We start from the raw sequence: 11,687 nt of genomic DNA, 5'->3' as shown, positions 1-11,687 counted from the left end.
ATTTACGCAACGCCGATCAGGCGTTGATGATTCCGAACCCCAGCATCACGTAGACGAACAGGCCAAGCAGGATCCGGTAGTTCACGAACAAGGTGTAGGAGTTCGTGGAGACGTATTTCAGGAACCAGCCGATGATCAGATAGGCCACGAAGAAGCCGACGGCCGTCGCCACCAAGGTCTGGCCCATCGTGTAGGGGCCGGTCTGCTCTCCCAGCGAGCCGAAGAGCTTGTAGAACCCGGAGCCGAAGACCGCCGGGATCGCCAGCAGGAACGAATACCGGGCCGCCGCCTCACGGGTGTAGCCCATCAGCAGGCCCGCGGTGATGGTGCCGCCGGAGCGGGAGACTCCGGGGATCAGTGCCATGGCCTGGGCGAAGCCGAAGATGATGCCGTCCCGGACGCTGAGCTGGTCCAGCGGTTTGCGCTGTTTGCCATAGGCGTCGGCGAAGGCCAGCAGCACCCCGAAGATGACCAGCATCGTGGCGGTCAGCCACAGGGTGCGGAAGACCGATTCGATCATGTCCTCGAGCAGCAGCCCCAGGATCACGATCGGGATGGTGCCCACGATGATCAGCCAGCCCATCCGCACATCCGGGTCGGAGTGCGGCAGCTTGCCCGTCAGGGCCGAGAACCAGGCCTTGAGGATCCGGACGATGTCGCGCCAGAAGTAGACCAGCACCGCCAGTTCGGTGCCGAGCTGGGTGATGGCGGTGAACGCCGCACCGGGGTCGGCGGCTCCGGGCAGGAACTCCCCCACGATGCGCAGATGCGCGGACGAGGAGATGGGGAGGAACTCGGTGAGACCCTGCACCAGGCCAAGAATGATCGCTTCTATCCACTGCACAGGCCGAGCTTAGAGCATCGGAGTCTGGATCCCGGACACCGACTTCAGTGGCGCGGATCACTCATGGCTGGGAATGGCCTGGAAACGGGCTGAGGGTGTTCTGAGAAAAGAAGGCGTGGCTGAGCTCAGCGCTCCTCGTCGTCCTCGTCCTCGTAGCTCTCATCCGAGCCGTCGGCATCCTCGTCAGCGTCGTCAGTCTCGTCGTCGCTGTTCTCGTCTTCATCGTCGTAGTCGCCGTCGTCATCGCTGTCGTCCTCGTCGCTGTCGTCCTCGTCATAGAGGTCCAGCGGGGTGACCTCGCCGCTGGCGGCGAAGAGCGCGTCCTCGTAGGCCTCGAAGGCGTCGGAGATGTTGTAGAACGCGGACTCCACTGAGGGATCCTCGTTCCCCCGGCGGTTCATCGAGGCGGAGAGGTGCTCTTCGAGAGCGTTCGTCAGCGCGTTGAGTGCCACGCGAGGATCCATAGTCATATGCTCACCGTACCAACGAGAGACCACTTCGGTAAGTCCTGGTTCAGACCTCGGATGGAGACTCGCTACGACGTAGGCTGAAGCCTCCCCACGAAAGTGAAGGTGAACCCCTGATGACCCAGCAGAACTGGTGGTCCCAGCCCATGGCTGAGCTCTACACCACGACCGACGACGCCGGCCCCACCTGGGAGTACATGGTCATCACCTGCCAGCCGCAGGAGTCGCTGAAGGAGGTTCGGCGCCGGGTCACCGAGCACGCAGAGTACGGCAAATGGGAGCTGCGCCGCTCCATGATCTACACCGGCGGACTGCGCCGATACTGGCTGCGCCGTCGGGTGATGCGGGTCCAGCGCACGATGTAGTTTCCGCCGGGGGTCGAGGCGCTCGCGCGGTCTGTGTCGGACCGGTCGCTTCTGCCGGGCCGGACCGGCCCAGCGAGGCTCTGCTCAGAGCGGGCCGAGGGTGTAGTTCGCCAGCGTGCGGTGCGCCGATTCGTCGTCGGAGGGGTGATGGATCCCGGCCAGGGCGTCGCGGTAGAGCCGGCTGAGCTCGGACTCGCGGTGGTACTGCGCTCCCCCGCTGACGCCCAGCACCAGGTCCAGCACCTTGCGGGCGGTGCGGGTGGCGTTGGTGCGCAGCGCGGCCAGTCGAGGTGACCAGGAGGCGCCATGCTCGGCTCCGGCCTCGATCTCTGCGGCGAGTCCGCGCAGCTGGGAGTCCAGGGACAGCTGGGCCAGCTGCGCCTCGGCGAGCTTGTACCGGGCGTCGGGGTCCCGATCCATGGTCTCCCCGCTGAGCAGCGAGCGGCGCTGGGCGACCAGCTCCGCACCCAGGCTCAGCGCGCGGTCTCCGATCCCGGTGTAGACCGCGGCGAGCAGGGTCAGGAACGAGGAGAAGATGGCGAAGACCAGCGGGTCCGGGCTCGGGCCCACCGGGAGCCGTCGCACGATCCGCTCCGCCGGGATCCGGGCACCTTCCAGGACTGTGGCGTGGGACTGGGTGGCGCGCATCCCGAGGGTGTCCCAGTTCTCGAGGGTGCGCCAGCCTGGAGCCTCCCGCTCCAGGAACCCGAAGATCAGCGGGGTCTCCCCCTCTGTCCCGGTGGCGGAGGTGTCCTTGCCGAACAGACCCAGCCTGGTCCAGACCGGAGACAGGGTCGTGAAGATCTTGGTGCCGGTGAAGCTGACCGCGCCGTCCTCGTGCACCTCGGCATGGGTGGTGGAGTCGAAGAGCACCGCGTCGTTGCCGGCCTCGGAGATGCCGAAGGCGAAGATCTCCCCGGCGGCGGCCTCGGTCAGGACCTGCTCGAAGGCTGTGTGCCCGCCGCTGACCATGCTGCGTGCCACGGACACCCAGATGTGGTGCATGTTCACCGCGAGCGCCGTGGCCGGTGCGGCGGCGGCGAGCCGGCGCTGCGCGGCGACCAGGGTCGCAGGTCCCAGCCGAGCCCGCCCTGCTCGGTCGGGACCATGGCGCGCAGGTACCCGGCCTCGGTGAGCTCGGCGAGGTCCTCGTGGCAGAACTCGTTGCGGGCGTCGTAGCCCGGGGCGCGTTCCGCGATGCGCGCCAGCAGCTGCGGGGTCAGCACGGCGGTGATGGGGTCCATGGTGGGCTCCTGCGGTGGGTGGGTGTCGTCGGGAGTGTCTTCCGGGCTGCTTACTGGGCGGCGAGGAAGCGGTGCAGCACCCGGACCCCGAAGGTCAGCGCCTCGGTGGGCACGCGCTCGTCCACACCGTGGAACATGCCGGTGAAGTCCAGGTCGGCAGGCAGCTGCAGCGGGGCGAAGCCGTAGCCGGAGATGCCCAGCGAGGCCAGGTGCTTATTGTCGGTGCCGCCGCCGAGCATGTAGGGCAGCACCACGGCCTCGGGGTCCTCGGCCTTGAGCGAGGCGACCATCTGTTCGACCAGCAGCCCGGAGAACGGGACCTCCAGCGAGGGCCCGCCGTTGAGCAGCTCGAAGCTGACCTTCTCGCCGGCCAGCTCCTTGAGCTTCGCGGCGACCTGGTCATCCTGTTCCGGCAGGGTGCGCGCGTCCACCAGCGCCGAGGCGGAGCCGGGGACCACGTTGTGCTTATATCCACCCTCCAGCAGCGTCGGGTTCGAGGTGTTGCGCAGCGTGGCGGCGATGAACTTCGAGGCGCTGCCGGTGGCCTCGAGAAGCTTCGAGGGGTCCTTCTCGTCGAAGGGGATCCCGGTGAGCTCGGAGAGCTGCTCCATCAGCGCCCGGGTGGTCTTGGTGTAGTCCAGCGGCCACTCGTGCTCACCGATGGCCGCCACTGCGGCGCCGAGCCGGACCACCGGGTTGTCGCTGTGGATGGCCGAACCGTGCCCGGCGGTGCCGGAGGCGGTCATCTTGGTCCAGTGCAGACCCTTCTCTCCGGTCTGGATCAGGTAGGCGCGCTGACCCGCGACGTCGGTGGAGAACCCGCCGACCTCGCTGATCGCCTCGGTGGCGCCGTCAAAGACCTCCGGGTGATGCTTGACCATCCACTTGGCGCCGAAGTTGCCGTTGTCCTCCTCATCGGCGAAGAAGGCGAAGATCAGGTCGCGCTGGGGCTGGTGGCCCTCGCGGTGCATCCGCAGCATCGCGGCCAGGATCATGGCGTTCATGTCCTTCATATCCACCGCGCCGCGGCCCCAGATCATCCCGTCGCGGATCTCGGCGGCGAAGGGGTCGACCTGCCAGTCCTGCGCCTGGGCCGGGACGACGTCGAGGTGCCCGTGCACCACCAGCGCGCCCAGCTCCGGGTCGGCACCCTTCATGCGGGCCACCACGGAGGTGCGCCCGGGAGCGGATTCGTAGATCTCCGGCTCGAGCCCGGCCTGGCGCATGACTGCGGCACAGTACTCCGCAGCCTCGCGCTCTCCGTTGGACTTGCCCTCGCCCCAGTTGGAGGTGTCGAAGCGGATCAGGTCGCGGCAGAAATCGATCACCTCGGTCTCGGCTGCGGCGGCGGGATCTGCGGGATTCGTTCCGGGGGCGATGCTCACAGGGCGTCTCCTGGGGTAGGGAATCTTCTGCCACCAGCCTAGCGAGTCTCACCTTCCCAGGCCCTGTTCAGGTTGCATACGCACTTTGGGAGTGTCCTCGGCTATGCTCCAAAACATGATCATCAGAACAGTCCTCATGTGGCTCGGCCGCAAAGTCTTCCGCACCGTCCGCAACCGCTCGGGCCGCAGCCCCGGCAACCCCAGCGCAGGCACCGCCCGCTGAGTCTTCTCCACCCTTTACGTTGAGGGGCGGATTCTCCGACTAGTTAGGCCCTGAACAGGCTGATCTACTCGCATAATCCGCCCCTCAGCGCGTGTGGGGGTGTTCCCGCGTGTCGGGACATCAGCTGACCGCGCGCAAAGTTCAGGATGCCCCCGACGCCGAGCAGCCCGCAGGTCAGCGCCGAACCGCCTGCGGAGATGAAGGGCAGCGGCACTCCGGCCACGGGAAGCAGGCCTGTGACCATGCCGATATTGAGAGACGCCTGACCTGCGATCCAGGCTGCGACGGCCGCCCCCAGCAGACCCAGCTCCTCGCCGAGGATGCTGGAGATGAAGTCATGCTCTGCCTCTGGGAGGTCCGACCGGTGCTGGGACTCGCCCAGCCCCACGCCCCGGAATCCTCCTGCGGTGAGTGCCTCGAAGCCCCGCTCCCACTGCTGGCAGGGCGCCGGAGGGTGATCACAGTTCAGGCGCTACCAGGCAGAGACGCGCATCATCCGGTAGGGCGTGGTCCACATCAACAGGACCACCACAGACACGGCGACGCCGGCGGTGAGCAGTAGACGGCGTGCGGCGACGCCGGCGGTCAACAGCAGTCCACCGACGATCACCAGGATGATCAAGCTTGTGCCCAGATCCCCGCCCAGCAGGACCAGCGAGAGCACCACCAGCACCCCCGGAGCCACCAACGGGAACAACCAGTGGGTGACACCTGGAACCCCCTGGACTCTGCGCGCCAGCACCGCCGAGCCCCAGAGGGCCAGCGCGAGCTGCGCCACCTCGGAGGGCTGACCGGTGATGGGACCCCACAGGATCCTATTCGTGCTGCCATCCGCTTCGGCCCCCAGCGGCGTGAACACCATCAGGGCAAGCAGGACGCAGGACAACACCATCAGCGCCACGTTGAGATTCTTTCGGTCCAAGCCGGATCAATAGATTAGCGATTGTTGTTCACTAAATAGCTGTAACTGCGTAGGGTGTGATCATGTTGAAGAAAACATGGATGCCTGTATTTCCCGCCCTCGGTGCGGCCCTGCTGCTCGCCTCCTGCGCGGCCGGGGATCCTGCCGCCGAGGTCACCGAGGAGGAGCCGGCGCCGAGTTCCAGCGGGTCCGAGGAGGTAGCCGCGGGCGAGGGCGATGGCGATGGCGATGGCGATGGCGATGATGAGCTTGCTGCACCGGCCTCTGGCGCGCCTGGCTCCGAGGATGCCGATGCGAACCACCCGGGGGGACAGCAGCTCATCATTGGCACCGACGGTGTGGAGTTCTTCTACATCTCGCCCGAGGATGACGACGGCGATGAAGTCTTCCATCTGCACTGTGCGGACGACGAGGCGCTGGCTGCGAAGGCCGCGCACAACGACGGCGCCGAACCGATCGGCTGGCCGCAGGACTGGGGCGGCACCGGAACGATGCCGGATCCGTTGTGCCACCCCGATTACCTGCAGATCGATGAATGGGAAGACCTGGAGGCGCACGCCGCCTGCTGGGAAGGCAACGAGACCTCGACTCTCGTGAGGACCGGACAGTCCCAGGAAGAGGTCGACAAGCAGCTATGGCGGCAGTCCCAGGCACGCGCCGACTGGGAGCAGAATCCGGCCGGTGGCACCTGCGCGGAGCAGTGGGCTGCGAACGACGGCTGAGCCAAGCCCTCTCCCCCGTTGAGGGGCGGAAGTACCGAGCAGTTGGGCCCTAGATCCGCATGAGATGCCCGGAGAATCCGCCCCTCAACGTGGGGTGGGATGCGGACCCGAACCCTGGACAGCCTGCTCGCAGCGGTGCTTGAATCCTAACTATGTTAGGTGGAACTACGCGTGATAGGCAGGCCGAACGGCGTGAGGCCACGCAGCTCGAGATCCTCGCTGCTGCCTGGTCCATGGCGCGTGAGCTGGGGCTCGCGGAGATCACCCTGCGCGGGGTGGCCGAGCGAGTCGGTATGCGGGCGCCGTCGCTCTATACGCACTTCGGATCCAAACACGCGATCTACGACGCCATGTTCGGGCAGGCCTGGGTCGAATGCCTCATCCATTTCGAGTCCATGCGGGAGCAGGTCCCGGATGACGCACGCGAGGCGCTCAGATTCCTCGCGCGCAGCTTCTTCGACTTCGCCGTCAGCGACCTCCCCCGACATCAGTTGATGAACCTGCGGACGATCCCGGGCTTCACCCCGAGCGCGCAGAACTACGCCCCCGCCGTCGCAACGCTGGACCTCGCTCGCGAGATCTTCATTCGTCACGACCTCACGGCACAGGAGGACCTCGACCTGTTCACCGCGCTGGTAGGCGGCCTGGTGGATTCTCAACACGCCAACGATCCCGGCGGAGACCGCTGGGCTCAACTGCTCGACCGTGCTATCGACATGCTGGCCGACGACCTCGGCCTGCCGCGAGTCCCCAACCACCCACTGCCCTAAGGAGCAGTCATGAGCACCCAGCAGCAAGATTTGACCCGGGAAGCCCGCCTCCCCCAGCTGGACCGCACCCTCGCGACCCAGCTCGCCGCCGCCGAGTACGCGCGCGTCGCCGATCTCCTGGACCGCCTCACGTCCGAGCAATGGGCGGCGCCGACAGACTGCCCCGGCTGGGAGGTCCGAGATATGGCCGGGCACATGCTGGGGATGGTCCAGATGGCGGCCTCGGTGCCCGAGATGGTCCGCCAGCAGGCGACGGCCACCCTGCGCGCACGACGCCGCGGCGGCCTGCAGATCGACGCACTCACCGCGTTACAGGTCGAGAAGAACGCAGCACTCACTGCCGAGGAGGTCGCCCGCGAGTACCGGAGGCTGAGCCCACGGGCTGTCCGCAACCGACGCCGCGCACCGAGGTTCCTGCGGAACCAGACCATGGAGGAGGAGGCCGACGGGCGATGGACCTTCGGCTACCTGTTCGACGTGATCCTGACCCGCGACCCGTTCATGCACCGGATCGACATCACCCGAGCCACGGGCGTGCCGATGGTCGCCACGGCCGACCACGAAGGGGTCATCGTCGACAACGTCGTCCGCGAGTGGGCCCAGCGTCACCAGAGGCCCGTCATCCTCGAGCTCAGCGGACCCGCGGGAGGGCACTGGGCGTTCGGCCACGGTGGGAACGCAGGCGGGGGCCACCGCGGGGAAGGAGAGCCCATCTCAATGGACCCGTTCGAGTTCTGCCGCGCCACCAGCGGCCGGGCACCCGCTGCGGGACTGCTCACCACCCAGGTCCCGTTCTGAGCATCGCGTCACCGCGCTAGACAGCTGCTGAGGGGCGGAAGTACCGAGCAGTTACACCCTGGATCCGCATGAGATGCTCGGAGAATCAGCCCCTCAACGCAGGGGGGTGCCCCTCAACGCAGGGGGGGTGAGTCCGGGCACGCAAAAGACCCCGGCCGACTGGATTGCTCCAGATCAGACCGGGGTCTCTGCTTCGTTCTCCGATGTGCGCGGAAGGGGACTTGAACCCCTACCCTCTTTACGAGGACTAGCACCTCAAGCTAGCGCGTCTACCTATTCCGCCACCCGCGCATCGTGTTTATGCCTCAAAGGCAACGACAAGAAACATTAGCATGACGCAGAACGGGACCGCGAATCGGGGGCTTCAGCACTCGCCGTCGAACCCGGGATCCGCCCAGATCAGGGGACCCTGGCGGTCCATTCCTGGGTGCTGAACTTCTCCTGCACCAGCTGCTCGGCCCGGGCCAGCTCCTCGGGGCGGATCTCGGCGACCCGTGCCCCGTATTTGGTCGCGAAGGTCTGCACGAACGCGTCCAGGATCTCCGCGCGGGCCAGCCCGGTCTGGCTGCGCAGCGGGTCCACCCGCTTCGCCGCGGAGGTGATCCCCTTATCGGAGATCTTCTCCCGCCCGATGCGCAGCACCTGGAGCATGTCATCGGCATTCATGTCGTAGCTCATCGTCACGTGGTGCACCATGCCGCCGCTGGCCAGGCGCTTCTGCGCGGCCCCGCCGATCTTGCCCTCGGTGGAGACGATGTCGTTGAGCGGCTTATAGGAGGCGGTGATCCCGATCGAGGTCAGCGCCTCCATCGCCCAGGCGTCGAGGAACGGATAGGAGTCGGCGAAGCTGAGCCCGTCCACCAGAGACGCCGGCACCGAGAGCGAATAGGTGACGAAGCTGCCCTCGTCCATGTACATCGCTCCCCCACCGGTGATCCGCCGGACCACCGTGGCGCCCATCCGCTGCGCGGCCTCAGAATCCACCTCGTTGGCCAGGGACTGGAAGGAGCCGATCACCACGGCGCGGCCGGAGTAGTCCCACATCCGCATCAGCGGCGGGCGGTTCCCGCGGCCCACCTCCTCGGTGAGCACCTGATCCAGCGCCACGTGCATCTCCACGGGCAGCTGCACCGCGGGCATGACCTCCCAGTCGTGGTCCTCCCAGCGGGTGGCATGGCCCAGCGCACGACGCACCGCGGTGGCGATGGCATATTCGTCGAAGCCGAACATCTGCGCCTCCGCGGGCAGCTGGGCGCGCACGGATTCGGCGATCTCCTCCCGGGTCGCCCGGGTCGGCAGCCCGATCAGCGCGGCGTTGAGCGAGCCCAGCGCCTCATCGGGCTCCAGGAAGAAGTCACCGTTGACCGAGGCGGCGGTGATCTTCGCCTCGCGCGGGTGGATCCGGGGGTCGAGGTCGGTGTGCAGGTCGACGACGACGAGCTTGCCGCCCACGACCTTGTACTCCCCGTGCTGCTGATGCGTGTCCGTCATGGGTCAATCCTATGGGCGCTGGCACCCTCGTCTGTTCCGGCCCAGACGACCCCACCTCCGGGCCCGAGCGCGACCTCGAACGCCATGCCTTCCCGCTCGGCGCGGAGATGGCGCCCGTCGTCCTCGACCACTTCCCAACCGGCCTCCGGGAGCGCTGCGCGGTAGTGCCCGAGCACATCGATCTCCTCGGAGACCTCCAGGCTGCGGTCACAGCCATCGACACCGCTGGCGCCACCCCGGCTGAAGTGGCCGATGTGCTCGATGGAGTCGAACGCCTGCTGCGACTCACGCTCCGCAGTGCTCGCGGGCTCCCCCGAGCCTTCGGTCACGCATTGCGGAACCAAGTCGTACTGAGCCTCGATCTTCTGCCGGAGCGCCACAGGGCTGAGAGCGAACATCGCGAGGAGCATCAGCACCGGGATCACGATGGCGGTGAACCGGATCCAGATTCGCGGCGAGAGCACCAGGACGAACACCGCGACGACGCCGACCACAACCAGAGCGACACCGGAGAAACCGGCCGTCAAACCCCAGACCAGGCCCTCGAAGGCAGTATCAGTGATGACGCCGTACTCGAGAAGGAAACTGTGGTGGACCAGCACCCCCAGCAGCGCCAGTGCTGCCGTCAGGACGAGCAACACCGCCGCGACAGTGGTCCGGCCGGTCTGAGCCATGACTCATTCTAGTGGCCCCTGACGGGCCAGCCATAGGGTCTTCCTGTCGTAGAAGCCCTCAGTTCATGGGTTGCCGACCGAAGCGGGCGAGCAGGTGCCAGACCCGTTTCACCCTCGCGCTGAGCTGCTCAGTCGGCCAGGGTGCCGATCTCGAACTCGGCGAGCTGTCCTTCGGGGCCGTCCTGGTCCCCGTGCTGTGCTTCGAAGGCGGCCGCCGCGTCAGTGCCGCACAAGCCTTCGATTCGATCTGCTCCACCTGGGTGCTGATCGATCCAGTCGGTGAGGTCGTAGACCGTCCCGCTCATGACGGTCCAGCACGAGTCCGGGGAGTCGTTCTGCTCGACTTCCTCCATCGTGAGAACCCCCTCGGCGGATTCCCCGGCCTCGGCATCCTCGTCATCGGTCGCGTCCTCCGGCGCCTCGGCCTCGGCATCTTCCTCCTCGGTAGCGTCCTCCGGCGCCCCGGCGTCGGTCTCCTCCGACTGGACAGCCTCGGTCTCCTCGGTCTCCGGGGCATCCGGCTCTGGGCTCTCACTCTGGCCGCATGCGGCGAGCAGCAGCAGGCTTGCCGTTGCTGCTGGAGCCAGGAGGAACTTCCTCCGAAGGGTCTTCTGATCGTTGATGCTCATGAGGATGCTCCTTCTAGCGAGTGATTTCTTGTTTCGGTTCTCCGGTGTTCCTCGCCGCGCCGCCGCGACGAGAAGGCCCAGGCGGTGACCCAGGTGAGCATCACCGTGAGCAGCAGTGCTCCGCTGACGTGCCCCGCGAGGGTCATGGTGCTGCCGATGGCAGCCTGCAGGAACGACAACCCAAAGGTGGCCACCGCGAGAACTGTGGGGACGCGGCCAGTCTTGGAAACCTTGACCATGAGCAGGAGCGCCACCGCCAGCAATCCGGAGGTGACGTGGAGCCCGATGGCCCCCAGGCCGTGGACGTCCAGTCCGCGGAAGTCCTGGATGTACAACCCTGCTGAGCCGAAGAGGAGCCCCAGGGCTCCAAGATTGATCAGGCACAAGCCTCGCACGAGGACGAGAAGTAAGTGCGGGGAGGTCATGGTGTGAGCTCATCTTCCTTCCGGGTCTGCGTCGCCCAGCCGGGGCCGGAGTGCCCAATCTGCTGGCTGGACATACAGGAGGTGGCCCCACGGAACCTCTCGGATCCACGGGGCCACCCTCAAGCTGTGGCCTCAGTCGAGGCCAGGTCAGCGATGCCGGTCGCCACCCTTGAGGTGGAGACGCGACCGAGCTGGCAACCTACATGCCCTTCAGCGGGCGTGAGGCTCAGGACTCGGTGGGGCGCTGGCGCATGAAGTACGCGCCGGCTCCGATCGCGCCGAGGGCGAGCACGCCGCCACCGGCGGCCATGGCCATGCCTGCACCCTGGGAACCACCGGCAACGCCGGTGTCGGCGCCGCCTTCAGGCATCCCGTCCATCTGTGAAGCGGTCAGCGTGCCACAGGCAGCTGGCAGGGTCGCTGCGTTGGGCAGTGACTCATCGAGCTCGGACTGCTTGTTCGCGGCTTCCTCGGTCAGCAGGGTCGGGTCCACGCCGTGGACCACGATGACGCCGGTGCCATCAACGATGGAGGCCAGCACGTCATCGGCGATCTCGAGGTCACGTTCGTAGGTGTAGCTAGAACCACCGGGGAAGCGTTCCACGGCCAGGCCGGAGTCTGGTGAGGTGTCGCCTTCGGTGGTCAGTGAGGTGCCGATGCCGCCGTAGAAGGGTGCGCCTTCTTCGACGTTGATGGCGCCGTCGCCATCGACGTCAGCGTCGGGTCCG

Annotated in this window: 11 protein-coding genes, 1 tRNA gene and 3 pseudogenes; 4 read left to right on the top strand and 11 right to left on the bottom strand. The window is 66.9% G+C overall.

What is annotated here, in order from left to right; all coding sequences use genetic code 11:
• Positions 1 to 16: 16 nt before the first annotated feature.
• On the bottom strand, positions 17 to 844 hold the full coding sequence (locus BG28_RS06790) for an undecaprenyl-diphosphate phosphatase (protein ID WP_036475205.1): 828 nt from the start codon (positions 842 to 844) through the stop codon (positions 17 to 19).
• A gap of 125 nt (positions 845 to 969) precedes the next feature.
• Positions 970 to 1,314, bottom strand: coding sequence for a hypothetical protein (locus tag BG28_RS06785; RefSeq protein ID WP_036475202.1), 345 nt, complete (start codon positions 1,312 to 1,314; stop codon positions 970 to 972).
• Positions 1,315 to 1,457: 143 nt separating this feature from the next.
• Between BG28_RS06785 and BG28_RS06780 the strand changes: the two genes are divergently transcribed.
• Positions 1,458 to 1,676 carry a DUF5703 family protein gene (locus BG28_RS06780; RefSeq protein ID WP_036475243.1) on the top strand — a complete coding sequence of 73 codons (219 nt, stop codon included), beginning with the start codon at positions 1,458 to 1,460 and terminating at the stop codon, positions 1,674 to 1,676.
• Between the two features lie 84 nt (positions 1,677 to 1,760).
• Here the strand turns inward: BG28_RS06780 and BG28_RS06775 are convergent.
• The 3 genes and pseudogenes from BG28_RS06775 to BG28_RS16200 form a co-directional block, all read right to left on the bottom strand.
• A pseudogene (locus BG28_RS06775) lies at positions 1,761 to 2,920 on the bottom strand (acyl-CoA dehydrogenase family protein).
• Between the two features lie 50 nt (positions 2,921 to 2,970).
• Positions 2,971 to 4,305, bottom strand: coding sequence for a M20/M25/M40 family metallo-hydrolase (locus tag BG28_RS06770; protein WP_036475200.1), 1,335 nt, complete (start codon positions 4,303 to 4,305; stop codon positions 2,971 to 2,973).
• A gap of 287 nt (positions 4,306 to 4,592) precedes the next feature.
• Positions 4,593 to 5,420: pseudogene (locus tag BG28_RS16200) on the bottom strand (FtsW/RodA/SpoVE family cell cycle protein).
• A 110-nt stretch (positions 5,421 to 5,530) separates the two neighbouring features.
• On the opposite strand from BG28_RS16200, the gene BG28_RS06760 reads away from it, so the two are divergent.
• The 3 genes from BG28_RS06760 (at position 5,531) to BG28_RS14355 (ending at position 7,740) form a co-directional block, all read left to right on the top strand.
• Complete coding sequence (locus BG28_RS06760) at positions 5,531 to 6,172, top strand: hypothetical protein (protein ID WP_036475197.1); 642 nt, start codon at positions 5,531 to 5,533, stop codon at positions 6,170 to 6,172.
• Between the two features lie 152 nt (positions 6,173 to 6,324).
• Positions 6,325 to 6,942, top strand: coding sequence for a TetR/AcrR family transcriptional regulator (locus BG28_RS06755; RefSeq protein WP_084479529.1), 618 nt, complete (start codon positions 6,325 to 6,327; stop codon positions 6,940 to 6,942).
• A gap of 9 nt (positions 6,943 to 6,951) precedes the next feature.
• On the top strand, positions 6,952 to 7,740 hold the full coding sequence (locus tag BG28_RS14355; protein ID WP_051501115.1) for a maleylpyruvate isomerase family mycothiol-dependent enzyme: 789 nt from the start codon (positions 6,952 to 6,954) through the stop codon (positions 7,738 to 7,740).
• A gap of 206 nt (positions 7,741 to 7,946) precedes the next feature.
• Here BG28_RS14355 and BG28_RS06745 read toward each other — a convergent pair.
• From BG28_RS06745 to BG28_RS15640, 6 genes and pseudogenes are all read right to left on the bottom strand, one after another.
• Positions 7,947 to 8,031, bottom strand: a tRNA-Leu gene (locus tag BG28_RS06745).
• Positions 8,032 to 8,139: 108 nt separating this feature from the next.
• Positions 8,140 to 9,231, bottom strand: a complete 1,092-nt coding sequence (locus tag BG28_RS06740; RefSeq protein ID WP_036475195.1) for a biotin/lipoate A/B protein ligase family protein — start codon at positions 9,229 to 9,231, stop codon at positions 8,140 to 8,142.
• On the bottom strand, positions 9,228 to 9,905 hold the full coding sequence (locus BG28_RS06735; protein WP_036475193.1) for a hypothetical protein: 678 nt from the start codon (positions 9,903 to 9,905) through the stop codon (positions 9,228 to 9,230). Before BG28_RS06735 ends, BG28_RS06740 begins: the two co-directional genes overlap by 4 nt.
• Positions 9,906 to 10,033: 128 nt before the next feature.
• Entirely contained in the window at positions 10,034 to 10,534 is a 501-nt protein-coding gene (locus BG28_RS15830; RefSeq protein ID WP_051501114.1) for a cytochrome b5-like heme/steroid binding domain-containing protein, read from the bottom strand.
• Positions 10,531 to 10,959, bottom strand: coding sequence for a hypothetical protein (locus BG28_RS06725; protein ID WP_051501113.1), 429 nt, complete (start codon positions 10,957 to 10,959; stop codon positions 10,531 to 10,533). Before BG28_RS06725 ends, BG28_RS15830 begins: the two co-directional genes overlap by 4 nt.
• A 226-nt stretch (positions 10,960 to 11,185) precedes the next feature.
• Positions 11,186 to 11,687 (bottom strand): annotated as a pseudogene (locus BG28_RS15640) (hypothetical protein); the annotation flags it as partial.

The sequence above is a fragment of the Nesterenkonia sp. AN1 genome (assembly GCF_000582475.1).
Lineage (GTDB): Bacteria > Actinomycetota > Actinomycetes > Actinomycetales > Micrococcaceae > Nesterenkonia > Nesterenkonia aurantiaca.
The sequence above is the reverse complement of the archived record's forward strand: the minus strand, read 5'-3'. Positions and strand labels throughout refer to the sequence as shown.

Coding starts and splice junctions, on each gene's coding strand:
- BG28_RS06785 (WP_036475202.1), bottom strand. CDS start 1,314: ATGACTATGGATCCTCGCGTGGCACTCAACGCGCTGACGAACGCTCTC.
- BG28_RS06780 (WP_036475243.1), top strand. CDS start 1,458: ATGGCTGAGCTCTACACCACGACCGACGACGCCGGCCCCACCTGGGAG.
- BG28_RS06760 (WP_036475197.1), top strand. CDS start 5,531: ATGCCTGTATTTCCCGCCCTCGGTGCGGCCCTGCTGCTCGCCTCCTGC.
- BG28_RS06755 (WP_084479529.1), top strand. CDS start 6,325: ATGTTAGGTGGAACTACGCGTGATAGGCAGGCCGAACGGCGTGAGGCC.
- BG28_RS14355 (WP_051501115.1), top strand. CDS start 6,952: ATGAGCACCCAGCAGCAAGATTTGACCCGGGAAGCCCGCCTCCCCCAG.
- BG28_RS06740 (WP_036475195.1), bottom strand. CDS start 9,231: ATGACGGACACGCATCAGCAGCACGGGGAGTACAAGGTCGTGGGCGGC.
- BG28_RS06735 (WP_036475193.1), bottom strand. CDS start 9,905: ATGGCTCAGACCGGCCGGACCACTGTCGCGGCGGTGTTGCTCGTCCTG.
- BG28_RS15830 (WP_051501114.1), bottom strand. CDS start 10,534: ATGAGCATCAACGATCAGAAGACCCTTCGGAGGAAGTTCCTCCTGGCT.
- BG28_RS06725 (WP_051501113.1), bottom strand. CDS start 10,959: ATGACCTCCCCGCACTTACTTCTCGTCCTCGTGCGAGGCTTGTGCCTG.